At 62.7% G+C, this 24,675-nt stretch carries 29 protein-coding genes; 11 read left to right on the forward strand and 18 right to left on the reverse strand.

From position 1 onward, the window contains the following. The first annotated feature begins 67 nt into the window (after nucleotides 1-67). Nucleotides 68-679 carry a transglutaminase-like cysteine peptidase gene (locus tag RBH77_RS14875; RefSeq protein WP_311028373.1) on the forward strand — a complete coding sequence of 204 codons (612 nt, stop codon included), beginning with the start codon at nucleotides 68-70 and terminating at the stop codon, nucleotides 677-679. Between the two features lie 181 nt (nucleotides 680-860). On the opposite strand, the gene RBH77_RS14880 is transcribed toward RBH77_RS14875, so the two are convergent. Then, on the reverse strand, nucleotides 861-1,388 hold the full coding sequence (locus RBH77_RS14880; protein WP_311032559.1) for a gamma carbonic anhydrase family protein: 528 nt from the start codon (nucleotides 1,386-1,388) through the stop codon (nucleotides 861-863). A 178-nt stretch (nucleotides 1,389-1,566) separates the two neighbouring features. Here RBH77_RS14880 and RBH77_RS14885 point away from each other — a divergent pair, with 178 nt between their 5' ends. After that, nucleotides 1,567-2,301, forward strand: coding sequence for a hypothetical protein (locus RBH77_RS14885; RefSeq protein ID WP_311028374.1), 735 nt, complete (start codon nucleotides 1,567-1,569; stop codon nucleotides 2,299-2,301). 2 nt (nucleotides 2,302-2,303) lie between these two features. Here the strand turns inward: RBH77_RS14885 and RBH77_RS14890 are convergent, their stop codons facing one another. Continuing rightward, a complete protein-coding gene (locus tag RBH77_RS14890; protein WP_311028375.1) occupies nucleotides 2,304-2,510 on the reverse strand; it encodes a DUF3126 family protein in 207 nt (68 codons plus the stop codon). Between the two features lie 97 nt (nucleotides 2,511-2,607). Next, nucleotides 2,608-3,447, reverse strand: coding sequence for a serine O-acetyltransferase (cysE, locus tag RBH77_RS14895; protein WP_311032560.1), 840 nt, complete (start codon nucleotides 3,445-3,447; stop codon nucleotides 2,608-2,610). Between the two features lie 409 nt (nucleotides 3,448-3,856). On the opposite strand from cysE, the gene RBH77_RS14900 reads away from it, so the two are divergent. Both RBH77_RS14900 and RBH77_RS14905 read left to right on the forward strand, forming a co-directional pair. After that, the gene (locus tag RBH77_RS14900) at nucleotides 3,857-4,243 is read left to right on the forward strand and encodes a cupredoxin domain-containing protein (RefSeq protein WP_311028376.1); all 387 of its coding nucleotides are present in this window, start codon (nucleotides 3,857-3,859) and stop codon (nucleotides 4,241-4,243) included. 8 nt (nucleotides 4,244-4,251) lie between these two features. Then, nucleotides 4,252-5,088 (forward strand): FTR1 family iron permease, encoded by an 837-nt coding sequence (locus RBH77_RS14905; protein ID WP_311028377.1) that lies wholly within the window; start codon nucleotides 4,252-4,254, stop codon nucleotides 5,086-5,088. Between the two features lie 36 nt (nucleotides 5,089-5,124). Here RBH77_RS14905 and RBH77_RS14910 read toward each other — a convergent pair whose 3' ends face one another. Genes RBH77_RS14910 through RBH77_RS14920 form a run of 3 tightly spaced genes read right to left on the reverse strand, consistent with a single transcriptional unit; the run spans nucleotide 5,125 to nucleotide 7,055 of the window. After that, nucleotides 5,125-5,880 (reverse strand): alpha/beta fold hydrolase, encoded by a 756-nt coding sequence (locus RBH77_RS14910; RefSeq protein ID WP_311028378.1) that lies wholly within the window; start codon nucleotides 5,878-5,880, stop codon nucleotides 5,125-5,127. A gap of 27 nt (nucleotides 5,881-5,907) precedes the next feature. Continuing rightward, a complete protein-coding gene (locus RBH77_RS14915; RefSeq protein ID WP_311028379.1) occupies nucleotides 5,908-6,420 on the reverse strand; it encodes a DUF192 domain-containing protein in 513 nt (170 codons plus the stop codon). A 26-nt stretch (nucleotides 6,421-6,446) separates the two neighbouring features. Further along, nucleotides 6,447-7,055 carry a cold-shock protein gene (locus RBH77_RS14920; protein WP_311028380.1) on the reverse strand — a complete coding sequence of 203 codons (609 nt, stop codon included), beginning with the start codon at nucleotides 7,053-7,055 and terminating at the stop codon, nucleotides 6,447-6,449. A gap of 207 nt (nucleotides 7,056-7,262) precedes the next feature. Here RBH77_RS14920 and RBH77_RS14925 point away from each other — a divergent pair, with 207 nt between their 5' ends. The 3 genes from RBH77_RS14925 to RBH77_RS14935 all read left to right on the forward strand — a co-directional run bounded on the left by RBH77_RS14925 (nucleotide 7,263) and on the right by RBH77_RS14935 (nucleotide 9,420). Then, the gene (locus RBH77_RS14925; RefSeq protein ID WP_311028381.1) at nucleotides 7,263-7,703 is read left to right on the forward strand and encodes a VOC family protein; all 441 of its coding nucleotides are present in this window, start codon (nucleotides 7,263-7,265) and stop codon (nucleotides 7,701-7,703) included. A 239-nt stretch (nucleotides 7,704-7,942) separates the two neighbouring features. Next, a complete protein-coding gene (gene ygfZ / locus RBH77_RS14930; protein WP_311028382.1) occupies nucleotides 7,943-8,806 on the forward strand; it encodes a CAF17-like 4Fe-4S cluster assembly/insertion protein YgfZ in 864 nt (287 codons plus the stop codon). Continuing rightward, entirely contained in the window at nucleotides 8,803-9,420 is a 618-nt protein-coding gene (locus tag RBH77_RS14935) for a YfbR-like 5'-deoxynucleotidase (RefSeq protein WP_311032561.1), read from the forward strand. Before ygfZ ends, RBH77_RS14935 begins: the two co-directional genes overlap by 4 nt. Nucleotides 9,421-9,423: 3 nt before the next feature. On the opposite strand, the gene RBH77_RS14940 is transcribed toward RBH77_RS14935, so the two are convergent. Then, complete coding sequence (locus RBH77_RS14940) at nucleotides 9,424-10,884, reverse strand: RimK family ATP-grasp domain-containing protein (RefSeq protein ID WP_311028383.1); 1,461 nt, start codon at nucleotides 10,882-10,884, stop codon at nucleotides 9,424-9,426. Continuing rightward, nucleotides 10,881-11,981 carry a peptidase C39 family protein gene (locus RBH77_RS14945; protein WP_311028384.1) on the reverse strand — a complete coding sequence of 367 codons (1,101 nt, stop codon included), beginning with the start codon at nucleotides 11,979-11,981 and terminating at the stop codon, nucleotides 10,881-10,883. The genes RBH77_RS14940 and RBH77_RS14945 overlap by 4 nt, the downstream gene beginning before the upstream one ends. 287 nt (nucleotides 11,982-12,268) lie before the next feature. Here RBH77_RS14945 and RBH77_RS14950 point away from each other — a divergent pair, with 287 nt between their 5' ends. Both RBH77_RS14950 and RBH77_RS14955 read left to right on the forward strand, forming a co-directional pair. Continuing rightward, entirely contained in the window at nucleotides 12,269-13,183 is a 915-nt protein-coding gene (locus RBH77_RS14950; protein ID WP_311028385.1) for a mechanosensitive ion channel family protein, read from the forward strand. A gap of 106 nt (nucleotides 13,184-13,289) precedes the next feature. Further along, on the forward strand, nucleotides 13,290-14,528 hold the full coding sequence (locus RBH77_RS14955; protein WP_311028386.1) for an MFS transporter: 1,239 nt from the start codon (nucleotides 13,290-13,292) through the stop codon (nucleotides 14,526-14,528). 7 nt (nucleotides 14,529-14,535) lie between these two features. Here the strand turns inward: RBH77_RS14955 and RBH77_RS14960 are convergent, their stop codons facing one another. From RBH77_RS14960 to RBH77_RS15000, 9 genes are all read right to left on the reverse strand, one after another. After that, nucleotides 14,536-15,060, reverse strand: coding sequence for a PaaI family thioesterase (locus RBH77_RS14960; protein WP_311028387.1), 525 nt, complete (start codon nucleotides 15,058-15,060; stop codon nucleotides 14,536-14,538). After that, nucleotides 15,057-15,806: a DNA repair protein RecO gene (gene recO, locus RBH77_RS14965; protein WP_311028388.1), complete on the reverse strand. Its 750-nt coding sequence runs from the start codon at nucleotides 15,804-15,806 to the stop codon at nucleotides 15,057-15,059. Before recO ends, RBH77_RS14960 begins: the two co-directional genes overlap by 4 nt. Before the next feature lie 17 nt (nucleotides 15,807-15,823). Continuing rightward, entirely contained in the window at nucleotides 15,824-16,741 is a 918-nt protein-coding gene (gene era, locus RBH77_RS14970; RefSeq protein ID WP_311028389.1) for a GTPase Era, read from the reverse strand. After that, the gene (rnc, locus tag RBH77_RS14975; protein ID WP_371832784.1) at nucleotides 16,738-17,457 is read right to left on the reverse strand and encodes a ribonuclease III; all 720 of its coding nucleotides are present in this window, start codon (nucleotides 17,455-17,457) and stop codon (nucleotides 16,738-16,740) included. The genes era and rnc overlap by 4 nt, the downstream gene beginning before the upstream one ends. A 16-nt stretch (nucleotides 17,458-17,473) precedes the next feature. After that, nucleotides 17,474-18,223, reverse strand: a complete 750-nt coding sequence (gene lepB, locus RBH77_RS14980; protein WP_311028391.1) for a signal peptidase I — start codon at nucleotides 18,221-18,223, stop codon at nucleotides 17,474-17,476. Between the two features lie 78 nt (nucleotides 18,224-18,301). Beyond that, complete coding sequence (gene acpS / locus RBH77_RS14985; protein WP_311028392.1) at nucleotides 18,302-18,712, reverse strand: holo-ACP synthase; 411 nt, start codon at nucleotides 18,710-18,712, stop codon at nucleotides 18,302-18,304. Beyond that, nucleotides 18,712-19,308 (reverse strand): DUF2062 domain-containing protein, encoded by a 597-nt coding sequence (locus RBH77_RS14990; protein WP_311028393.1) that lies wholly within the window; start codon nucleotides 19,306-19,308, stop codon nucleotides 18,712-18,714. The genes acpS and RBH77_RS14990 overlap by 1 nt, the downstream gene beginning before the upstream one ends. Nucleotides 19,309-19,529: 221 nt before the next feature. Next, entirely contained in the window at nucleotides 19,530-21,425 is a 1,896-nt protein-coding gene (locus tag RBH77_RS14995) for a potassium transporter Kup (protein WP_311032562.1), read from the reverse strand. Between the two features lie 212 nt (nucleotides 21,426-21,637). Then, the gene (locus RBH77_RS15000) at nucleotides 21,638-22,384 is read right to left on the reverse strand and encodes a pyridoxine 5'-phosphate synthase (protein ID WP_311028394.1); all 747 of its coding nucleotides are present in this window, start codon (nucleotides 22,382-22,384) and stop codon (nucleotides 21,638-21,640) included. 113 nt (nucleotides 22,385-22,497) lie between these two features. Here RBH77_RS15000 and RBH77_RS15005 point away from each other — a divergent pair, with 113 nt between their 5' ends. Beyond that, a complete protein-coding gene (locus RBH77_RS15005) occupies nucleotides 22,498-22,905 on the forward strand; it encodes a SpoIIAA family protein (protein ID WP_311028395.1) in 408 nt (135 codons plus the stop codon). 117 nt (nucleotides 22,906-23,022) lie between these two features. Then, on the forward strand, nucleotides 23,023-23,418 hold the full coding sequence (locus tag RBH77_RS15010; RefSeq protein ID WP_311028396.1) for a hypothetical protein: 396 nt from the start codon (nucleotides 23,023-23,025) through the stop codon (nucleotides 23,416-23,418). Between the two features lie 101 nt (nucleotides 23,419-23,519). Here RBH77_RS15010 and RBH77_RS15015 read toward each other — a convergent pair whose 3' ends face one another. Then, nucleotides 23,520-24,647 (reverse strand): ATP-dependent DNA helicase, encoded by a 1,128-nt coding sequence (locus RBH77_RS15015; protein WP_311028397.1) that lies wholly within the window; start codon nucleotides 24,645-24,647, stop codon nucleotides 23,520-23,522. Between the last annotated feature and the right edge of the window lie 28 nt (nucleotides 24,648-24,675).

Below are 24,675 nucleotides of genomic sequence, written 5' to 3' on the forward strand. Positions count from 1 at the left end.
TACTATCGGATTTTGCGTGGAATAAATCCGTCTCTGTCATTGTGGTCTCAAACGGGGAGACACCACAATGATAACGGGACGAGGCATCGGGCTCATAGCGGCGATGGCACTATCGCTCGCGTCATGGACGGGAACGGCGAATGCGGGACGCTCCTTCATGCCGACCGGCAATCTGACGTCACAGCCTGTCGGCCACTACGAATTCTGCCAGCGGCTGCCGAACGAATGCAACGAGCGCACGCCCAAGGAAGCGCCGATCGAACTGACGCGCCAGCTGTGGGCCGAGATGATCGACATCAACAACGGCGTGAACACCCGCGTCATCCCCAGGACCGACATGGAGATCTGGGGCAAGGAAGAGGTCTGGTCCTATCCCGGCCGCTACGGCGACTGCGAGGACTATGCGCTGGAGAAGCGCCGCGAGCTCATGGAGAAGGGCGTGCCGGCCGGGGATGTGCTGCTGACGGTCGTGCGGCAGCCGAACGGCGACGGCCATGCCGTGCTGACCGTGCACACCAGCCTTGGCGATTATATCCTGGACAATCTGGAGCCGCGTGTCTTGGCCTGGACGGACACCAAGTATCGATACCTGAAGCGACAGTCCGAAACCGACTCCGGCGAATGGGTCTCGGTTCGGGACGATCGCGCACCGACCGTCGCGGTCGGCAGCGTGCGGTAGCATCGAGTTTCGGCTGGCGCCGGCCAAACGGCGCCGCCGGATGTGACAAGTTCTCCGCGCGATCAGCGCGGACCAGAAAGCCCGGTCGAGTCCCCACCCTCCCCGTCCCCAACGACCGGGCTCAGGAGCCGGCCCATGTCCCGGGCCGGCTCCGCCTTTTTCATGAAAGCGCGGGGTTCGGTCAGGCTGGCCGGAAATCCGCCAGAAAGCGCTTGCCGTTCTCGACATAGTGCGCGGCGGACCAGCGAAGCCGCTCGACGGCCTCTTCGTCGAGCGTACGGACCGCCCGCGCCGGCGATCCCACGATCAGCGAATTATCCGGGAACTCCTTGCCTTCCGTGACGAGTGCCCCTGCCCCGACCAGACTGTTCCGGCCGATCCGGGCGCCGTTCAGCACGATCGCGCCCATGCCGATCAGGCTGTTGTCGCCGATGGTGCAGCCGTGCAGCATCGCGCGGTGTCCGATGGTGCAGCCCTTTCCGACGGTAAGCGGAAAGCCGATGTCGGTGTGCATGACCGTGTGTTCCTGGACGTTTGAATCCTCGCCGATGATGATCGGGTCGTTGTCACCGCGCAGTACGGCGCCGAACCAGATGCCGACGTTCCGCCCGAGCCTGACATTGCCGATGATCGTGGCGTCCGGCGCGATCCAGTTCGAGCCGGGTTCGTCCAGCCTCGGCGCGACATCCTTCAGGGCATAGAGCGGCATCGGCGATTCCTTCCGGCTGAGATGACGCGAGGAAGGTAAGAGGCCGGAGCGGCCGCTGACAAGCCGCATCGCGCCGGGCAGCGTCCATTTACCCGGCATTTACCATAAGTCCGCAAGGTCGCCGACAGAGGAGCGTGGCGCAACTTCAGAGCCGGTAGACGCCGCGCCGGGGGTTTAGATGGCGGAGCATGTCGATTCGGCCGGGCGCACGAACATAAGAGGCATCGACCAGACCTTCCTGGTGCGGACCTTTTATGTCTTCATCGCGCTTGCCCTCGCCTCCGCCCTTATCGCGACGGTGGGCCGATGGCTCGGCCCGTCGATCTCCATGGGCGGCTATTCGGACGATCCAACCTTGCATGAGATCGTCATCGGCAACAATGTGCTCTCCGTTCCGGCAAATGCGATCCGCTTTGCGAAGGCACGCCATGACGGCGTGGCGGCGAGGCTCGACCTTTATCTGCACTGGCCGGACCTGGGCGGCTATTCCGATGCGGCGCGGGCCGATTTCAACGGCACCAACGGCCGCAAGGACATCCTTTTCCTGTCCTTCGAGCCGCAAACCATGTCGCACGACATGAGCGGCCGCCTCGAGCCGATCTATCGCTCGCTTATCGTCGAGCCGGGCATATCCGAAGGAAACGGCATCACGCTTTATGACTTCAAGCCCGAAACCGGCTATTTGAACGAGGTGCTGGCAGTGGGTACGCGGACGAACGCCGAACCTTTCGTCGCGAGATGTCTTGCCGGAGCGGCTGGAAAGGAATCTCTGGCGCCTTGCCAGCGCGATGTGCTGACGGGCAATGGGCTTTCGCTCAATTATCGCTTTCCGCGCGAATTGCTGGCCGATTGGCAATCGCTCGACGCAGCCGTAACAGCCAAGGCGCGGTCCTTCATAAGGACGGCGGAATAGCGCTACAGGTCCACGTCCAGGATCGCCATCGAGAAATTGTAGGAAAGCTCTCCGTCGTCATCATCCTTGAAGATGATGCCGAGGAACTCGTCGCCGATATAGAGTTCGCACGAATCGTCCTTGCGCGGCCGCGCCTTCACTTCAAGCGCCGCGTTGTTGAACGTCCGCTTGAAATAGGCGTCCAGTTTCCTGATTTCTTCGGGCTTCAAGTATACTCTCCGGTGACAGTCGGCCGTAGGCCGAAGCGCTATTATGGGGCGCTTCTGGCACGCCGGTCCTCACCATGTAAAGCCCGACAGGCTTCTTTCAACCGTTGGGGAAAGCGTGATCCTGGTTACCCAGCAACTGATCCATGGCGCGCGAGGGCTCGTCGCAACCCGCTTCGCCGACGATCCGCGCCGGCACGCCGGCAACCGTCTTGTTGTTCGGTATCGAAGTGAGCAGCACCGAGCCGGCCGCCACCTTGGAGCAATGGCCGACCTCGATATTGCCGAGGATCTTGGCGCCCGCCCCGATCAGCACGCCGTAGCGAATCTTGGGATGCCGGTCGCCGCCCGCCTTGCCGGTGCCGCCCAGCGTAACGCCATGGAGCATCGAGACGTTGTCCTCCACCACCGCCGTCTCGCCAACGACGACGCCGGTGGCGTGATCGATGAAGATGCCCTTGCCTATACGCGCCGCCGGATGGATATCGACCTGGAAGACCGCGGAGGAGCGGCTTTGCAGATAGAGCGCGAAATCGCGCCGCCCCTTCACCCACAGCCAATGGGCGAGCCGCTGCGTCTGGATCGCGTGAAAACCCTTGAAATAGAGGACTGGCATCAGGAAGCGGTCGCAGGCGGGATCGCGGTCGTAATAGGCCTGGATATCGACGCGCACCACCGCGCTCCAGTCCGGATCGTCCCTCATCATTTCCGCGAAGGTCTGCCGGATGATGTCCGCGCCCATATCGGCGTGGTCGAGCCGCTCGGACAGGCGATGGATCACCGCCTCTTCCAGCGTTTGCTGGTTGAGGATGGTGGAGAAAAGGAAGGCGGAGAGCAGCGGATCGCGTTCCACGGCTTCCGTCGCTTCCTCGCGCACCGCGTTCCAGATGGGGTCGACGGCCTGAAGGCCGGCGCTTCTGGCGATGTTGCGGATATTCATCGGCGCTTTTCCTTCCGCTTGCGGTCCATCCACCGTGTGGCTGTTGTCATAGTCCATCGCAAACGCCGATTGAACCGCAATTTCCTTAAGCATGCTTCAAATGGATTTGATGTGCTCGGATTCAAGCCGGCGTGGAAAATAATTCGTTGCTCGCAGGGCGAACCCAGTAGCCGATTTATCACGCCGGTGAGCCTGGAGAGGCGGGAATTGCCCGCTCGGTTCGAACATCGTCGGAGCAGGCGAAAATGTGAAGACGCTAGTCCAGTTTAGAATTGTTCTATACTTTAAGCTCTGCTTTTTAGAGTCACTCTAAACTGTTGGTTTTCAGTTGAATTTCGTATCGGCCATTGCTACTGGTGCCTTTGTTGCGACTTGATCGCAGGGCCTTGACCCCTGACAGAGAGGGACAATGAACATCTTGCCGCGCGCTATACGTCTTCACCTCCATCGTATTCCTGTTTTGATGCTGTCGCTCGCTGTTGCGGCATTTGGCCTGTTGCCGCCCATGGCGACGACAACGGCTCTTGCCGCGGACAATGAACTGACGATCACCATCAAGGATCACAAGTTCGAGCCGGCCAATCCCGAAATCCCGGCAGGCACTCGCGTCAAGCTGACGGTCATCAATGCCGATACGACGGCCGAGGAATTCGAAAGTCACGATTTCCACGTCGAGAAAATCGTCGGAGCCGGCAAGACGATATCGGTCTATATCGGTCCGCTGGAAGCCGGCACCTATAAATTCTTTGGCGAGCGCCATGAAAGCACGGCGCAGGGCGTTCTCACGGCCAAATAGACGCCGCCATGATCTCCACGCTCGTCATCGTCTTTCGCGAATCGCTTGAAGCCGCCCTGATCGTGTCGATCGTTATGGCTGCAAGCCGGGGTATCGCCGGCCGGACAGCCTACGTCGTTGGGGGATTCGTCGTTGGGTTGCTCGGCGCCGGCGTCGTGGCAATATTCGCGGACGCTATCGCCGGGCTTTTCGAAGGGTCCGGCAGCGATCTCTTCAATGCCGCGGTGCTGTTGGCGGCTGTCGCCATGCTTACCTGGCATCAGGCCTGGATGTCGAGCCATGGTCGCGAAATGGCCGCAAGTGCGCGGAAACTGGGCGATAACGTGCGCTCGGGCGCAAGGCCGCTCTCGGCACTGGCCGTCGTTACCGCAGTCGCGGTGCTGCGCGAGGGGTCGGAAACGGTGCTCTTCCTCTACGGCATCGCCGCGGAAGGCTCCTCCGACACCGGCTCGATGCTCGCCGGAGGGCTGGCAGGCATGGTCCTGGCGGTTGTCATCGGCTGGCTGATCTATTCCGGGCTTGCCCGGATTTCGATGCGTCACATCTTCAAGGTCACTGCTGTGATCATCACGCTCCTCGCCGCTGGCCTTGCCGCGCAGGCAGCCGCCTTCCTCGCGCAGACCGGATGGCTGCCGCCGCTCGGCAACCGCGTCTGGGACACGTCCTGGCTGTTGTCGCAGGACGGCATTCTTGGCCAATTCCTGCACATCGTCGTCGGCTACGTCGCTCAGCCTCAGGGTATCCAGATCGTTTTCTACGTGCTGACGCTGCTGTTGATCATCGTGGCTTCCGGCGTAGCACGCCGTTCGGCGGAGGCACGCCAGAGCGCCGGCGGAACGGCCTGATACACTCCAAACCCGACGGCAGGTCTTTCCGACGGATCAGATCGGGTGCTCACGCAGGAACTCCAGCACTCTTTTCTTGAAGGTGCGGTCGCCAACGGAAAGCATGTGGTCGCGGCCCTCGATGGCGAAGGCATCGCCGTGCGGCATCAGATCGGCGAGCACCGTCGGCGAACCGGCGATGTCGTCCGTCGTGCCGACGGCCACCAGCGTCGGCTGGTAGATGCCGGCGACCTCGTCCGCACCGATCAGGTCGCGCGAGGTCTCGATGCACGCGGCAAGCGCCCTGCGATCGCTCTTCGTCTGATCGGCGAAGGTACGGAACATGCGGCCCCTCGGATGGGTTACCGAGGCCGGGTCGTCGGCGAGCAGGGCGTCCGCGATCGGATCCCAGTCGCCGACCCCCTTCACCATTCCCTCGCCGAGCCCACCGAGGATCAGTGTCGCCACCTTCTCCGGATAATCGAGCGCCATGAAGGCGGCAATCCTGGCGCCCATCGAGTAGCCCATGACATGGGCGCGGGGGATGCCGAGATGATCAAGCAGCGCCGCTGCGTCGCCGGCCATCTTCTGCGCGCGGTAGTCTTCCGGCTCATAGCTTTTCGACGATGCACCGTGGCCGCGATTGTCGAAGGCGATGGCACGGTATCCCGCCTCCGTCAGCGTCTTCACCCAGCCGGGTGTCACCCAGTTGACACTATGGCTCGATGCGAAGCCGTGGATGAGCAGGACCGGCTCTCCATTGCCCTGGTCGATGAACGCCAGGTTGAAACCGTCATGATCGAAAAATTGCATGGCGCCCCGCTGTGGCGGCCATGCCCGTCATCGGTCGTGCGAGGCCGCTTCTATGACCGGATGGCGCATGACCACCCCGTCCGAGATGCCCGCCTTTTCGGCTATGCCGGCCTTCAATTCAAGGACGAAACGCACGGGCTCGTTCGGCGAGATGATATCAGTGGAAAACGGCGTTCCCTGACGAACCGCCCTCACCTCTCCGCGACTGCTGACGAAGACGAGGTCGAGCGGCATCGGCGTGTTCTTCATCCAGAAGGCAAGAGGTTCGCTCTGGTCGAAGGCGAACAGCATGCCGTGGTCGTCCGGCATGCTCCGCCGGTACATGAGCCCCTGCTCCTGTTCCTGCGGCGTGTTCGCGATCTCGATCGAGAAGGAATGCGGACCGTTTGCGCCGTCGACGATGAGCGGCGTCGGGTCGGTCGGCAGGATCATCGGCGCCTCGCCAGCGCGCACCGGCGACAGCAGCAGCGCAATGGCTAAAAGCGCCATCCCGGCTGCGAAAAGCATACGTGTCGAGAAAAGCTGAACCCGCGCCGTCATCGTTCGCCCTCGGCCGAAGCCGATTTTCAGTGCGAAATCGGCAAGGTCCCCATATCGGGGTGAATTTCGGCAGCCATAAGGCCTTTCTCACCACGGCCGAAGCGCACCAGCACGACCTGGCCCGGACGCAATTCCGTCAGCCCGTAGCGGCGCAGCGTCTCCATGTGCACGAAGATATCCTCCGTGCCCTCCCCGCGCGTCAGGAAGCCGAAGCCCTTGGTGCGGTTGAACCATTTCACCAGAGCCCGCTCAAGGCCGCTTTCCGGTGTCACGGTTATGTGCGTGCGCTGCTCGCCGTGCTCGGCTGGATGGGTAGCGGTGGAATTGTCCATGGAAAGCACGCGGAAGGCCTGCATGCCCCGCTCGCCGCGCTTGACGAGGCAAACCACGCGGGCGCCCTCCAGCGCCGTCTGGAAGCCGTCGCGGCGCAGGCAGGTGACATGGAGAAGCACATCGCCCATGCCCGCCTGCAAACCGATTGCATCGGGCAGGATAAAACCATAGCCCTTGGCTACGTCGAACCATTTGATGGCGCCGGAGACTTCGGCGAGATCTTCGTTTTCGACGGCGCCTTCACGGCCCCCGAAATCGTCGCTCACGCCTTCCTGCCTCCCCGAAGAGGCCTTGTCCCCCATCCGAACGCACCCCTTTTCTGCTACTGAAACGCGATGTGATTCTTTCCGCAAGGATAACACCGCCATTCCCGGGGCGCACAAGTCACCTCGCGCGATTTTTCGTTATTCAACAGATTTGCAATAAAGGGGCCTTCGCGGGTCGTTACGGTTGTCGTGACCCTGCCCGACGCTCTATGTCTCCAACAGCAAACAAAGCGAGGCAAGGACATGCGCTATCTTCACACCATGGTTCGTATCCGCGATATCGAGGAATCGCTCGATTTCTACTGCAACAAGCTCGGCCTTGTGGAGACGCGGCGCTTCGACAACGACAAAGGCCGCTATACGCTGATCTTCCTGGCCGCGTCGAAAGATGCGGATCGCGCGCGGGCCGAACGCGCGCCCGAGGTCGAACTAACCTTCAACTGGGATCCGGAAGATTACAAGGGCGGGCGCAATTTCGGCCACCTCGCCTACAAGGTGGACAATATCTACGAGACCTGCCGGAAGCTGATGGATGCCGGCGTCACCATCAACCGGCCGCCGCGCGACGGCAATATGGCCTTCATCCGCTCCCCCGACAACATCTCGATCGAACTTCTGCAGGAGGGCGAACCGCTGGAGCCCGCCGAGCCCTGGAAGTCGATGCCGAACACCGGCGAGTGGTAGACGGCGCGATAGAGAGGCAGGCTGTAGCGCAAATCAAGGAAGCTGGGTTCATGCGCCGCGTCGAACGCCTCCCTTCCTCTCCCCTTTTGAGGGGGAGAGGTGGCCCGCGAAGCGGGACGGAGTGGGGGTAACTCCCGACTTGTAGTCCGGCCTCGAGGCTTACCCGCAGCAGCACACTCTTGCCCCCTCCGCGCGCCGGGCATACCTAGACCGCGAACAACAGCGAAACGAACTGCGCCATGCCCGTCGCCCATCTCGAAGACCGCGCGATCCTCACCGTTTCCGGTCCCGAGGCCGAACATTTCCTGCAGAACCTGATCACCGCCGATCTCACGACGCTGAAAGACGATGAGGTCCGTTCCGCCGCGCTGTTGTCTCCGCAAGGAAAGATCCTTTTCGATTTCCTCATCTCACGCGCGGACGAAAGCGTGTTCCGCCTCGAATGCCGCACGGATGTTGCGGACGATTTGATGCGGCGGCTCATGCTTTACCGGCTGCGGGCTAAGGTCGAGATCGCTAAGGCGCCGGTGATGCCCGTTTCCGTCACTTGGGAACAGGAGGGAGTATTGCCGCATGGCCGGAAGGGACTTGCCGACAGCCGTTTCGGCGGGACGATCCTACGGCACTACGACCCGCCCCTGCCCCCGGCGGATGCCACGGAAGGCGATTGGAACGCCTATCGTATCGCGAGCGGCCTTGCCGAGAGCGGCCCAGACTATGCCCTTGGCGATGCTTTCCCACACGATGTCCTGCTCGATCAGGTCGGCGGCATCGGCTTCCAGAAGGGCTGCTATGTCGGGCAGGAAGTCGTCTCGCGCATGCAGCATCGTGGCACGGCGCGCCGGCGCGTTCTCATCGTTCAAGGCGATCGCCCCCTGCCCGCTCCAGGCGTCGAGATCACGGCTGGCGGTCGCGCCATCGGTACGCTCGGCTCGGTGTCGGGTAATAGAGGACTTGCCATCGTCCGGATCGACCGCGTGAAGGACGCCCTGGATGGGGGCGACCCGATCATGGCCGGCGACGTGCCTATCACGCCGTCGATCCCTGAATGGGCGAAATTCACCTATCCGCAGCCGGCGGATGCCGGCACCGGCAACGCCTGATGCCCGACCGTGAGGGCGCCCCGCCGCGCGCATGGCAGCGCATGCTCTCGGGACGGCGGCTCGACCTGCTCGACCCCTCGCCGCTTGACGTCGAGATCGGCGATATCGCCCACGGGCTGGCGCGCGTCGCCCGCTGGAACGGCCAGACGTCCGGCGATCACGCATTTTCCGTCGCCCAGCATTCACTTGTCGTGGAGCATATATTCGCCGCGACTTTCGCCAGCGCCTCCCCTAGCGACCGGCTCGCAGCCCTTCTCCACGATGCTGCTGAATACGTGATCGGCGACATGATCTCGCCGTTCAAATCGGTCGTCGGCGGCGGCTACAAGGACGTCGAGCGGCGGCTTCAGCACGTGATCCATATCCGGTTCGGCCTGCCGCCGGAAACGGAGGAAGCGACGCGGAAGGCGATCAAGCGCGCCGATCAGATCGCCGCCTATTTCGAGGCAACGGAACTTGCCGGTTTTTCGATGACGGAGGCCGTGCGCTATTTCGGCCGCCCGCGCGGCATCGCCGCCGACCGTTTCGATTTTACGCCGCGTTCGGTCAAATCGGTCGAGAAGGCGTTCCTGAAGCGCTTCAAAGCGATCGAAACGCTGCTCGCCAGGGGCTGACGTTCACCGCCCCTGCCGTTCGAGGCGGTCGATGAACCATTGTGTCAGGCGGGCCCAGACCTGATCCTTCTCGCCTGTATCCTCGCAGCCATGGTCGAGGTTCGGATTATCGTTCACCTCGATGGCGAAGACGCCGTCGGGCGTTTCCTTCAGGTCGACGCCGTAGAGGCCGTCGCCGATGCAGCGCGCGGCGCGCACGGCCGTATCGATCACCGCCGGCGGCGTATTCTCGAGCGTGAAGGTGCGGAACCCGCCTTCGTCGGGCTTGCCGCGGCGGTCGTGGTTGACGATCTGCCAATGCTTCTTGGCCATCAGGTACTGCACGGCGAAAAGCGGCTCCCCGCCGAGCACACCGATGCGCCAGTCGAATTCGGTCGGCATGTATTTTTGCGCAATGAGGAGGTCGGAATCCTCCAGCCATTGCTGGGCGAGCCGCTTGAGCTCCTCGAAATCCGCCGCTTTCTTCACGCCGCGCGAGAAGGCGCTGTCGGGGATTTTCAGCACCAGCGGGAAGCCCAGTGTGTCGGCGGCGAGTTCCAGATCGTTCATTCCCGCGATCATGACCGTCGGCGGCACGGCCACCTTGTTGTGCGCCATCAGTTCGTTGAGATAGACCTTGTTGGTGCAGCGGATCATCGACAGTGGGTCGTCGATCACCGGCATGCCCTCCTGCTGCGCACGGCGGGCGAAGCGATAGGTGTGGTTGGCGATGGTCGTCGTCTCGCGGATGAAGAGCGCGTCGTAGTTCGCGAGCTTGGCCAGATCCTTCTTCGTGATCGGCTCGACCTCCACGCCCATCTTCTCTGCCACGCGCGACCAGTGTTTCAGCGACTGGACGCTCGAAGGCGGCAGCACCTCGTGCGGGTCGATCAGCGTGGCGAAGGAGTAGCGCGCGGGCGTTCGCGCCTTGCTGTCGCGCCATTCGCGCTGCGTATAGCTTTCAAGCCCCTCGAGAAAACGCGGCTTGTCCGCCGGCGCAATGCGGGCAAGCGGCAGAAGACCGATCTTCGTGATCGAGGCCCATTCCCCGTCCTTGACCTTCACTTCGAGCGCCGGTGCGCGGAACCAGTCGAAGAGCAGTTTGCAGAAGCGGTCGAGCGCCTTCACCGGGCCGTTGCCGAAGAACACGGTGATCGAGGGCGGGAAACTGCCGCCGAGTTCCTTCCGGCATTTGTTGAGCGCCTGCTCGAGTTCCGGAAGCGTGCTCTCGTAGAGCTTGTGCTCGGAAAGGTCGATCATCGTCTCCACGGTCGGAATGACCCGATGCCCGCGCGAACTTGCCAGAAGCGAGGCATAGTAGCCGCGGCTCTGATAGCCGTAATGGTTGGAGAGGTTGATGACCTTGGGGCGCTGGCTCTGGAACAGCGCCGGATGGGCGAGATAGTCCCGGTTGGTGATGATCTTGTGGGGGGTCGCAAACTGGTCGAGATCGCTTTGCCTGCCTGTCAGGATGACCCAGCTCATTGTCGCCTTCCCAGAATGACGGCGGCGCGCAGGCCTTCGCGGCCGTACTGCGCCATGGCCATGAAGATGGAATACGGTATCGGAATGCTCGCCGCGTCGGTTTCCGTCTCGCCGCGCTCGTCCTCGACCCACGGATCGTGCAGGATGATATGGTCGCCGTCGTCGCCGATGGCCAGCACCCAATGCGGCACTTTCTTGCCGAACATGATGAAACCGCTCACCAGCACCATGACCAGACGTCCTCCGGCAAGTGCGCGACGGATATCGTCGAGCACGAAATTCCGGTATTCGACCGGAACGCCGTAGGCGTCGACACGGTTGCGGAAATCGACCTGGGCCAGTTCCATGACGCGACGCTTCTCGTCGCTGCGGACCGATTGCAGGAAAAGGGCACCGAAGAAGGAAACGATGATTTCTGGCGCCAGCCCGTGCTCATAAGCGGCCACCGCCAGCCCGAAAGGCTCGCAGCCCCCCGGTCCCGACATCATGAAGATCGTCGTCGCCTCGCGCCACAGCCTGACCTCCATCACCGCGTCCGGCACGAAGCCGGGCTGGAAAGCGGCCTTTGCCATCAACAGGCAGGCCGGGCCGCAGGTGAATTCCTCGGATTGTTCATAGTAGGGCACGGTCGTCGCGAACGGCACGTCGCCGCGCAGCATCTTCTCGTAGCGCAGCGCGGTCGCACCATCCTCGTAGTAGTCGGGTTGCTTACCGATGGGGCGATAGCCGTTCTTCTCGTAGAGGGTGATGGCGCGCGGATTGTCCTCACGCACCTCCAACCGAAGGATCAGCCTGTCATTTTCGAACGCGGCATCTTCCGCGGCTTCGAGCAGGGCCTTGCCCACGCCCCGTCCGTTCGTCTCCGGCGAAACTGCGATCGAGTAGAGGCGCGCCACCACACTGCCTCTGCGATAGAGGACGACGCAATAGCCCGTGAGGTCGTCGCCCGCCTCGGCGACCAGTACGGCGGCCGTATCTCTTTCGATGAGAAGGCGGAAAGAGCGACGCGAGATCCGGTCGGTCGCGAAGGCGGCGTTCTCGATCGCTACAAGCGCATTTATGTCTGTAGTAAGCGCGGCGCGGATTCGGACGTTCATGATTGAACGATTGTTCCGTGTAGGAAGAAGGCCATATGCCCGTGCGGACGCCTGCGTAGCCTTCTTCCGCGCAAGCATCTCGCGCTACGCTCTCGAATTTGGGCCAAATTGTGGCTGATATCGGCGGCGGCCGGAACGACCGTGAAGATTGACGGCGGTTGCCGGTATCCGCACCCACATCCGGACCGCTTTCGCCTGCGCCGGATTGCCGGGAACACGATTACGCGCCAATTATTTGCGAAATTCGCAACATTGCCCGTCGATAAACACGCGAAAGGAAATGTCTTATGGAAGCCACGACAGATCGTCTTGTCGAGGCGGGCCAGTCCGCTGTCCAGGCGGCCGGCGCCCTTGCCGCCCAGTATGCTTTTTCGGTCCTGGGCGCAATCATCCTGCTCGTGGTCGGCTACATCGCCGCCGGGCTGGCGGAAAGATGGCTGTTCGCAGGCCTGAAGCGGGTTCGCGGTTTCGACGAGACCCTGCGCATCTTCCTCTCGAAAATACTGCGCTACGCCATCCTGATCCTTGTCGGCATTACGGTTCTGGCCCAGTTCGGCGTGCAGACGGCGAGCATCATCGCCGCCCTTGGCGCGATCGGCCTCGCCATCGGTCTCGCCTTGCAGGGCACGCTGCAGAACATCGCGTCGGGCATCATGCTCCTGGTGCTCAGGCCCTTCCGCGTCGGTGAATATGTCGCGGTGGGCAGCCTTGCCGGCACGGTGCTGGAGGTCGGCCTGTTCGCGACCGAGCTCAGGACCTGGGACGGGCTCTACGTCATGGCGCCCAACAGCCAGCTTTGGAACAGCGCGGTGACGAACTATTCGCGCAATCCACGCCGGCTGGACGAATGCACCGTCCGCATCTCGTACGAGGGCGATATCGGGCTCGCCTTGCGCACGCTTTCGGGCCTCGCCGAAGCAGAAAAGCGCGTCCTTAAGGACCCCGCGCCGATTGCCTATGTCAAGGAACTCGGCGAGAGCGCGATAGTGGTCGTGCTGCGTTACTGGACCACCTCTTCGGATAACTGGGCTACCAAGGTGGCTCTCCTCAAGGCTGCAAGGGAAGCGTTCGCCAAGGCAGGTATTTCGATAGCGGTTCCGCAGCGCGACGTTCATGTGATCGGGACGCAGGCAATCGGGATTTCGGATACGGCCATGGATGCTCCAACGGCCAAGGTGGGAAAGGGACGCGGCAACCGATAGCGGGCAGCTTATGCATCAGGAAAATTGAAGCGTACGTCGCAACCTATTCGTTTGATTGGCCCGAAGATATCACTAGGATCGCCGCTCCCCGCCGGAGAATCCCGCAATGGCTACCTCGACCGTTCCCACCCGCCTGGTGTCCAGCTTCCCCTGGCTGATCATCATCTGCGGCTGTCTGATCGCAGCGATCAATTTCGGCCCGCGCTCGGCAATGGGCTTTTTCCAGTTGCCGATGCTGGCCGATCGCGGCTGGGACCGGACCACCTTCGGGCTGGCCATGGCGATCCAGAACCTGCTTTGGGGTCTCGGACAGCCGATCTTCGGCGCAATCGCCGACCGCTTCGGCACATGGCGCGTGCTGGCGCTCTCCGCCGTCATCTATGCTGCGGGCCTTTTTCTCATGGCGACGGCTCACACGCCGGAAATGCTCCATCTGGGAGCAGGCGTGCTTGTCGGCCTCGGTGTCGCCGGCGGGTCCTTCGGCATCATTCTCGCCGCCTTCGCGCGCAACGTTTCGCCCGATAAGCGCAGCTTCGTCTTCGGTCTCGGCACGGCGGCGGGTTCCGCAGGTATGTTCCTGTTCGCGCCGATCAGCCAGGGGTTGATCGATGCCTATGGCTGGGTGAACGCTCTTGTCTATCTCGGCATCGCCATGCTCGTGATACCGTTCCTGGCAATCCCGCTTAAGGGCACTGCGCAGTCCGGTCAGGTTTCGCAGGCGGTAGCGGAGCAGTCGATGCGGGATGCCTTGCGTGAGGCGCTCGGCCATCGCTCCTTCCTGCTTTTGACCGCCGGCTTCTTCGTCTGCGGCTTCCAGTTGGCCTTCATTACGGTCCATTTCCCCGCCTATCTCGGCGATATCGGCATCGAGCCGCGCTATGCCGTCATCTCGCTGGCGCTGATCGGCTTCTTCAACATTATCGGATCGCTGGCTTCGGGTTATATCGGCCAGCATTATTCGAAGCGGATATTCCTGTCGCTGATCTATCTGGCGCGGGCGGCGGCGGTCGTCGCCTTCATCCTGTTGCCGCCCTCACCCGTGACGGTCATCGGCTTTGCCGTCATCACCGGGCTGCTCTGGCTTGCAACCGTCGCGCCGACCAACGGTCTGGTGGCCGTCATGTTCGGCACGCGCTATCTCGGCATGCTGGGCGGGGTCGTGTTCCTCTCGCACCAGGTCGGCTCGTTCCTCGGCGTGTGGCTCGGCGGCTATCTGCGCGATGCCTTCGGCAGCTATGACGGCGTGTGGTGGCTGAGCGTCGCACTCGCCATCGGCGCGGCCATCGTGCACTGGCCGATCGTGGAAAAGCCGGTGCCGAGGCTGGAATTCGCGCCTACCGAGTAGGTGATCGTCAGTCGGCGCGGCCGGCAAGATTCTCCGCAGCAAAGATCGAGCAGGTCTCGGTACCGAAGGCGAGGAGCTTGCCGTCCTTGTCCTTCAGCGTTGCCTCCGAGACGGCAAGCGTGCGCCCCTTATGGATGACCCGTCCCTCGCAGACGACCTCGCCCGTGCGCGGCGTGATCGGGCGGGTCAGGTTCACCTTGAATTCGGCGGTGGTATAGGCCTCGCCCTTGCGCAGCATGGTGTGGACCGCGCAGCCAAGTGCTGAATCGAGGATGGAAGCCGCCCAGCCGCCATGCACCGTGCCCAGTGGATTGAGATGGTTCTCGTCCGGTAGCCCGTGAAAGACCGCCCTACCCTCGGCGACCTCCGTCAGCGCGAAATTCAACCGCCCCGCCATGGTCGGCGCTGGATAGTGCCCGTCAACGACGCGCTGGAGCAGTTCGAGCCCGGAGAATTTCACCAGATCGGCACGCGGGATCGTACCGAAACCAAGGCGCGAAACCCTGCCTGGATAAAGCTCCACCTCGTTCATGCGGCACTTTCCCCCTTATTCGCGAACTGTCGGCTGAGCGCCGACAGGAAGGCGGCGCGGGCCTCCGGCGGCTCGATGCCGCGCGCCTCGTAGACATGCCGCCCGAAGAAGAACCCGGTGAGCCGGAACGCCACGTCGATCTCCGCCGGACTGCCGCGCCGCCCGCCGCCTCGCTGGAGAAAAGCCGGCAAGGCCAAGAGCCTGTCCTGCCACGGGGAGCCCGCCGCCCGCGAGACGGCGCGGCCCGTCTTCGGTGAGACATAGGCGAGGTCTTCGTGCGAGCCCGTCGCCGCGCATTGCGACAGGTCAAGCCCGAAGCCGAGTTCGTCCAGAACCAGCAATTCGAAACGGATCAGGAGTTCCGCCGCCGAGACGGGATCGTCCAGATGTCCGATGACGAGGCCTAGCGTCTCGTAGAGCGTGCGGTGCGGATCGCGCTCCGGAAGCAACCTCAGATGCGCGGCAAGGGTCTGCAGGCCGAAGACGGCGACCGCGCTGTCGAAAAGCCGCGCCGCATTAAGCTCCAGCGGTTCGACCTGGAAGACGCCCAGATGCTCGTCCAGCCTCGCCCGCCAATAAAGCTCGACGCGATTGCCCGGCTGCAGGACCGGCTGCATCCTGCGGCCGCGACCGCCGCGCACGAGGCCGAGATGGCGGCCATGCGCGCCGGTCATCACCTCGAGGATGGCGCTCGTCTCGCCATGCCGGCGGGTGCCAAGAATGATTCCCTCGTCGCGCCATTCCATGACTGGAGATTGGCCTTTCAGCCCGGAAACTCAAGCCCCATCTCGCGATAGCGCTCGGGGTCGTCGCCCCAGTTTTCCCGCACTTTCACGAACAGGAAGAGATGCACCTTCTGTTCCAGGATTTCGGCGATCTCCTTACGCGCGGCCTGCCCGATCGCCTTGATGGTCTCGCCCTTGTGGCCGAGCACGATCTTCTTCTGGCTGTCGCGCTCGACATAGATCACCTGCTCGATGCGCACCGAGCCGTCCTTCTTCTCCTCCCATTTTTCCGTTTCCACATGGGAGGAATAGGGCAGTTCCTGGTGCAGCCTCAGATAAAGCTTCTCGCGCGTGATCTCGGCGGCAAGCTGGCGCATGGGGAGATCGGAGATCTGGTCCTCCGGGTAGTACCATGGTCCTTCCGGCAGCCGCTCCGCGACGAAATCCAGAAGGTCGTCGCAACCCGAACCTTTGAGCGCCGAGATCATGAAGGTTCGCTCGAAACCGGCCTTGGCGTTGGCGTCGGCCGCGAGCGTCAGAAGCTTCTCGTGCTTCACGCGGTCGATCTTGTTGAGGATAAGCACTTTCGGCTGGCGGACATCGGAAAGCGCCGCCAGCATGGCCTCGGCATCGCCCCGGATACCGCGCTCGGCATCGAGGAGTACCAGCACCAGATCGGCATCTTTCGCGCCTCCCCATGCGGTCGTCACCATGGCGCGGTCGAGACGCCGGCGCGGACTGAAGATGCCGGGCGTATCGACGAAGACGATCTGCGCCGAACCATGCGTGGCGACGCCACGGACGATGGCGCGTGTCGTTTGCACCTTGTGGGTGACGATCGAGACCTTGGCGCCCACCAGTTGGTTGAGCAGCGTCGACTTGCCAGCATTGGGCGCGCCGATCAGCGCCACGAAGCCGGAGCGGGTCGCCTCCCGGGATACGGTCTCTTCGGTCATTCAGTCGTTCCGGCGATGTGCCAGACCTTTTCGCGGGTGAGGATCGCGGTCGCCGCCGCCTGCTCGGCCTCGCGCTTGGACCGGCCGCTGCCCTCGGCCGGCGTATAGCCGTTCACATGGACGCTGACCGTGAAGACCGGATCGTGATCCGGCCCTTCGCGCTTTTCGATGGCATAGGAAGGCGCGGTCCCCGACACCTGATGCGCCCATTCCTGCAACTCGGTCTTCGGATCGCGCCGCGCGGCCCCGGCCAGCCGGGAACGCGGCTGCCAGTACTTGAGGACGAAATCACGCGCCACCTCGAAGCCACCGTCGAGATAGAGCGCGGCGATCAGCGCCTCCATCACGTCGGCGCGGAGATTGATGCGCTTGCGGCCGGACAAGGTCTTGATATCGCTGCCGGCGCGCACGAGGTCGATCAGGCCGATCTCCTCGGCGATGTCGGCCAAGGTCTCGGCGTTCACCAGCGCGTTGAGACGAAGCGACAGCTCGCCCTCGTCGGCGCCTTCATATTCCAGGAAAAGCATTTCGGCGATGACGAGGCCGAGCACGCGGTCGCCGAGGAATTCGAGCCGCTGGTAGTCGGCGCCCTTGCCGCCGCGTGCGCTGGCATGGGTCAGAGCGCGCTTGAGGCGGCTTTCGTCACGGAACGCGTAGCCGATGCGCTCTTCGAGCGTTCGTGCCAGTTCCTTCCCGTTCAAGTGCGTCCGATCCATCCTGCCATAATAGGCACTAGCGGATCATGGTGAAAAGGCGCGAGGCACGAAGTTCGGACGGCCATTTCCAGATCTCGAGCGGGCTTGCTTCGCCGGCGATGGAGAAAAAGATGATATTGGCGCGGCCAACGAGGTTTTCCGCCGGCACGTAGCCCACCGAGAAGCGGCTGTCGCTGGAATTGTCGCGGTTGTCGCCCATCATGAAATAATGCCCCGGCGGCACGACGAATTCGCGCGTGTCGTCGCCGAGTCCGTTCGGCGTCAGGTCCAGCGTGTCGTAGGAGACGCCGTTCGGCAGGGTTTCCCGATAGACATCGACGGGCCGGTCGACCTCGGTGATGTCGGGGTTGTTGATCTGGCCGATTTTCTTGCGCGGTACGACGACCCCGTTGATGTAGAGCTCGTCATGTTTCATCTGGATGCGGTCGCCGGGCAGGCCGATGACCCGCTTGATGTAATCGAGCGACGGATCGGGCGGGAACTTGAACACCACGACATCGCCGCGCTTCGGCGCGGCTCCCCAGATGCGGCCGGAAAAGAGGTCGGGCGAGAACGGCAGCGAATAGCGCGAATAGCCGTAGGCCCATTTGGTGACGAAGAGATAGTCGCCTTCGAGCAGCGTTGGACGCATGGAGCCGGAGGGGATCGAGAAGGGCTGGAACAGTAGCGTTCGGATGACGAGAGCAAGGACGAGCGCCTGGATGATGACGCTGACGGTTTCGCCAAGGCCACCGGATTTCTTCTGCGATTTATCGGTCACGCTCATGTCGTCCTCAGTCTCGAATGGCTCGTCTTAGTCCCTCGCCGCCGCGGGGGCAACGGTGGTGGCCGATGAAGCGGCGAACTATGGCCCTTGTTCGACGGATAGCGCCTCGATGACGACGAAAGCCTGCGCAAGCGGGTAATCGTCGGTGATGGTGAGGTGGACGACGGCGCGATGACCGACCGGCGTCAGTTCGGCAAGGCGCGCGGCCGCTCCGTTCTCAAGCCGCATGGTAGGCTTGCCCCCGGGCAGATTGACCACGCCCATGTCGCGCCAGAAGACGCCGCGGGCGAGCCCCGTGCCGAGCGCCTTGGCGCAGGCTTCCTTGGCCGCGAAACGTTTGGCATAGGAGGCGGCGCGCTCGCGTCTGCGGTCCGATTTCGCCCGCTCGATTTCGGTGAAGATACGGGCGGTGAAGCGCTCGCCGTGACGTTCGAGCGTCCGCTCTATCCGGCGGATGTCGATGAGGTCGCTGCCGAGACCGATGATCATCAGGAGGCGGCCATATGCACGTCCAGCCCGGCCGCCGAAGCGGCACGCCGCCGGGCGCGCTCGGCCAGCCGCTTGCGCCGCTGCCTGCGGAAGGCGTTGGTAGCCATCCGCGTCACGAAATAGAAGCCGAGCGCCAGCACGAACCCGATCGGAATGCTGCCGATCGCCATCGGTTTCAGCCAGGGATCCCAGATGCTGGCGAAGCTTCCATGGCTGAGCAGATGTCCAAGATGGAGCGGCGGGCCCTCGTATTTGAAGGTTCCATGGAGCATGAACCGCCCGAGCTCGAGCGTAGCGGCCCAGAGCACGGGCAGCGTCAGCGGATTGGCGAAGGTGGTACCGATCGCGGCGGCGATGATATTGCCGCGGATCAGGTAGCAGATGATCGTCGCCATGATGATGTGGAAGCCGAGGAACGGCGTCGTGGAAGCGAAAACGCCGGCCGCCACACCGGCCGCGATCGAATGCGGAGAAGCGGTCAGCCGCAATACGCGCTTCGAGATGTACTGCCAGGAACGGGAGAACGAACGCCGCGGCCAGACAAGGGTACGCACCCTGTCATAAAGGCTATCCGGCTTGCGGCGGCGAAAAAGCATTCCAGCAGGCTTCCTTCAATACTTAGCGCACCCGCCTGACATTCCGGCGATCATAGTGTCTGGCGCATTAAGCATTTCTTGGCCGCCTTCCGCCCCCGTTCGGGGCGCCATTATGAAATCCATATAACCACCTGATTGTGACAGGACAACCTTCATCGCGATGGCTACGCGGTGATCACCCTTGCGCATGCTTCGCCGCCGGGACTCCGATCGAGCCCCGCTCAGATGACGACTTGCGTGCCTATCTCGACGACGCGGCCGGTGGGGATCTGGAAATATTCCGTCGCGTCGGCGGCGTTGCGCGCCAGTGCGATGAAGAGCTTGTCCTGCCAGACTGGCATGCCGGCGTGCCGGGACGCCTTCAGCGAGCGCCGCGACAGGAAGAAGGAGGTCGTCATGATGTCGAACTTCCAGCCCTGCTTGCGGCATTGCGCGAGCGCCCTCGGCAGGTTCGGCTGCTCCATATAGCCGAAGGTGATCTTCACGCGCATGAAAAGATCGTTGATCTTTTCCATCTCGACCCGTTCGTCTTCCGGCACCAGAGGCGTCGGCGCCGTGGCGATGGTCAGGATGACGTTGCTTTCGTGGAGGACCTTGTAGTGCTTCAGGCTGTGCATCAGCGCGGTCGGGGCCGATTCCGGATCGCCGGTGAGGAAGACGGCGGTGCCGGGAACCACGACCGGCGGCTTGCGCACCATCTCCTTGACGATGACGCCGAGCGGCACTTCCGACTTGCGCGTCTTTTCGAAGAGGTAGCGGCTGCCGCGTATCCAGGTCCACATGATGAGGCACATGGCCGCCGCGATGCACAGCGATACCCAGCCGCCTTCCGCCACCTTGATGATGTTGGCGCCGAGGAAGACGGTATCCACCACCAGGAAGGCCAGGATGAGGGACACCGCGGCGGCGACCTGCCAGTTCCAGATACGCCGCATGACGATGAAGAGAAGGATGTCGGTCACCACCATCTCGCCGGTGACCGAGATGCCGTAGGCCGAGGCCAGGTTGCCGGAGCGCTCGAAGCCGAGCACGAGCAGGATGACGCCGACGGCCAGGATCCAGGTGACGCGCGGAATATAGATCTGGCCGGACTGCGTCTCGGACGTGTGCAGGATGCCGAAGCGCGGCAGGATGTTCATCTGCACGGCCTGGCGCACCAGCGAATAGGCTCCGGCGATGACCGACTGGCTGGCGATGACCGTGGCCATCGTGGCGAGCACGACCACCGGCAGGAGCGCCCAGTCCGGCTGCATGTCGAAAAACACATTCTCCGGCATGGAGGTGCGCGACAGGACGAAGGCGCCCTGCCCGAAATAATTCAGGAGCAGGCACGGAAAGACGATCGCCAGCCACGCGGTGACGATCGGCCGGCGGCCGAAATGGCCGAGATCGACATAGAGCGCTTCCGCGCCCGTGACCGCCAGGAAGACGGCGCCAACGGTCGCGAAGGACAGGCCCGGATTGGAGACCAGGAATGCGACCGCGTGCCAGGGGTTGATCGCCCAGAGCACACCGAGGTCGTCGGCGATATGGCGCAGGCCCGAAAGGCCGATCGTCAGGAACCATACGAACATGATCGGCCCGAACACCTTGCCGACCGCGCCGGTGCCGAAGCGCTGCACCATGAAAAGCAGGAGCAGAATGAAGATCGTGATCGGAACGACATAAGGCTGGAAGGCCGGCGTCACCGTTTCCAGGCCCTCGACCGCCGACAGGACCGAAATGGCGGGTGTGATGACCGAATCGCCCATGAACAGCGACGCACCGACCACACCGATGCCCAGGATCAACGTGGGGCGCCGGGCGAAACTGTTGCGGGCAAGCGACATCAGCGACAGCGTGCCGCCCTCGCCCCTGTTGTCGGCGCGTAGCACGAAGGTGACGTATTTGACCGTCACGACGAGGGTCAGCGCCCACACGATCAGCGAGAGCACGCCGAGCACGTCCTCGCGCAGAACCGTGCCGTCGGAGCCGGCTACCCGCAGGGCCTCACGGAAGGAATAGAGCGGGCTCGTGCCGATATCGCCATAGACGACGCCGAGCGCACCGAGGACGAGCGCGGACTGGGTATCTCCCCCTTCCGGTTTTTGGCCTTCATCGACCGCTTCCGGCAGCATGCTGCCGTTTTGAGATGAATCCATGAAATGCAATCGGCCCCGGTTGGCGCGGGGCCTCTTTATTCTATGTTGCAGTGCAATATCAACCGCAAAGTCACAATTTCGCCAAAAGCGACCGGCGGCGGGCGTCACAGCCATGGCGGCAGGGATGCCGCGTTAATCTGGGAAGCCGTGGCATTCCGTTCAAGCTTTTCAAGCCGACCGGGGTCGTTTCACCACCCGCAAGCCTTGAGGAAACGCCGTACCGTTTCCGCCATGCCGTATTCCAGTGCGTCCGCCGTCAGGCCATGGCCAATAGAAACCTCGGCCAGGAACGGAATGCGTTCGGCAAGCGCTGGCAGGTTGGCGACGGTGAGATCGTGCCCGGCATTGATTTCAAGCCCGGCGGCGCGCGCAAGCCCTGCCGTTTTCACGAGCCTTTCCAACTCATTCCCTGCCTTTTTGACAGTGTCGTAACAACCGCCATAAGGGCCTGTATAGAGCTCGATCCGGTCGGCGCCGGTGGCTTTCGCCGCGGCGATCTGCTCTTCGGTTGCATCCGGATCGGAAAAGAGCGAAATGCGAGCACCAGTGCGCTTCAGTCGCGCTACGATAGCCTTCAGCATGTCGCGGTTGGCGACAAAATCCCAGCCATGGTCGGAAGTCGGTTGCTCCGGGTCGTCGGGCACCAACGTTACCTGCTCGGGCTCGATGGTTTCGACAAGGGCCAGGAAGTCACCCGTCGGGTAGCCCTCGATATTGAACTCGGCACGGGGAAATTCGTCATCGATGAGCGCCCGGATTTCGGGTACGTCGCTGCGGCGCACGTGGCGCTCGTCCGGGCGCGGATGTACGGTGAGGCCGTGCGCGCCGGCCTCCAGCGCGATACGTCCCAGGCCGGTAACGCTTGGCCATGGCAAGTCGCGCCGGTTCCTGAGCAGCGCGACGGCATTCATATTGACGGATAGCTTGGCAGGCATACGCTTTTTTGTCCGAAATCAGGATGATACGGACCGTATACTGCGTTTTGGTGGAACGGACAGGCCCTTTCGATTGTTCCAGTAGGGCCACGTTCGAAAAAAGAGGGAAAGCCATGGGCATACGGAAACCTCCTGCCTCCATCCGCCGGCTCGACACGGACCGGGAAGATGTCTTCGCCTTCGACGTCGTCGGCCATATCGCGGCATCCGACGTCGAGAACATCTACGGCCTTCTCGAAGGGGCCTATTCGCTCCATGACAAGATCGACATGCTGGTGCGGATCAAGGACTACGAAGGCATAGATTGGGACGCGGCGATGAAGGATTTCCGACTTCTCGGGAAGACGCACGCGCTGAAGCACATCAGGCGCTACGCGGTCGTCGGCGGACCGGGCTGGATGGGCGCTGTGATCGCCGCTTTCAAACCTTTCTTCCGGGTCGAGATGAAACATTTCGACCCGGCGGAGGAGACCGCGGCCTGGGCATGGATCGGCGCATCGGAGGTAGTGCAGAAGGCCTGATTGCTTAGCTTCAAATGCAAAAAGATTGATGCTGGGGCCGGCTGGTCCGCACCCGCATTGAGGAGTAGCATTTGCGGTGAGGGATTCTATCCTCGTGCAACCAAAGGGGGGGATTTCGTGCGCAAAATCGACGAGACGTATTTTCTGTTATCCTTGCTGTGGCTGATAGCCGGAATGGTCTTCGGCATCTGGTTGGGCGCAAACGAAAAGTTCAATTTTGCCGAATCGCACGCGCATATGGCGCTGGTCGGTTTTGTCGTTTCGGCCATTTTCGGCATCATGTACCGCTTCTACCCCTCGATGGCCGAATCGCGGATGGCGCCATATCAGCTTTGGATTTATCAGATCGGCGCCGTGATACTGGTTGCGGGCAAGATCCGCGTCGACGCCGGCGGCGGTCCTGCGGTAGTAATCGCCGGCTCGTTCGTCATCCTGATCGGCGCCTTGCTGATGCTCTACGTATTTGCTGCGAAACGCGGCACCTCGAGAGCGGCCGTTGGCGTGGCAGGCTGACGCCCGCCTTAAAGCGTGCCGCGATCTTTCAGATTCGCCCATACGCTTCAGGTTCTTGATCTTGTCTCCCGAAACCGGTTCCCGCTTTCGGGAGACAAGCCTTAGCGAACGATGGTGAGCCGCTCGGCGGCGCGGGTGATGGCCGTATAGAGCCAGCGCTGGCGCGTGTCCTTGAACGCAAAACTCTCATCGAAAAGCACGACGTCGTTCCATTGCGAACCCTGCGCCTTGTGTACGGTCAGCGCGTAGCCATAGTCGAAATCGTCGTAGCGCTTCTTAGTCTGCCAGGGGATTTCGGTCTCCTGGTCCTCGAAGGTCGCCTTCAGGAGCTTGATCTTGGCGACGCCACGGTCGGGATCGTCCTCCTCCGGCGAGACGAGCAGGTTGATGCCCGGCTTCACCGTCTCGCGCGAGGATGTCATCACCTTCCACAGCGAGCCGTTAAGAAGGCCCTTCGATGGGTCGTTGCGCAGGCAGACCAGCTTGTCGCCCGCTTGCGGATAGGCCGCATTGAAGCCCTTCAGTTCACGTAGGCGCTGGTTGTACCGCCGCCTGGTGCGGTTGATACCGACGAGCACCTGGTCGGCGGAGAGCACCAGTTCCTGCGTGACGTCTTCCTTGCCGATCACCTGCGCTGTGCCGTAGTCGCCCTTCAGGAATTCGCGGCCCTCGCGCACGTCGAGCGCCAGCCTTATGATCGGATTGTCACGCGCCTGCCGGTGGATTTCGGTCAAGAGCATGTCGGGCTCGTGCTCGGTGAAGAAGCCGCCGCCGGAGATCGGCGGAAGCTGCGCCGGGTCGCCGAGTACCAGGACCGGCGTTCCGAAGGAAAGAAGGTCGCGGCCGAGCGTCTCGTCGACCATCGAGCATTCGTCGATGATGACGAGCTTGGCGCGCGCGATCGGGCTTTGCCGATTGAGCGAGAAGGTCGGCGACATGGAGGTCTTGCCGGTGACCTCGTCCTCGACCGCTTCCTCGCCGCGCGGCCGATAGATCAGCGAATGGATGGTGCGCGCGTTGACCGCGCCTTTAGAGCGAAGCACCTGCGCCGCCTTGCCGGTGAAGGCGGCGAACTGCACCTGCCCGTCGACATGCTCGGCGAAATAGCGCGCCAGCGTCGTCTTGCCGGTGCCGGCATAGCCGAAGAGCCGGAAGATCTGCGGCCTTCCGGCTTTCAGCCAGTGCGCCACGGCCTTCAGCGCCTCGTCCTGCTGCGGGGAAAAGTCCATCACTCCGTCAGACCGGATTCGTGGCTGC

The sequence above is a fragment of the Mesorhizobium koreense genome, from assembly GCF_031656215.1.
Taxonomy (GTDB): Bacteria; Pseudomonadota; Alphaproteobacteria; order Rhizobiales; family Rhizobiaceae; genus Mesorhizobium_L; species Mesorhizobium_L koreense.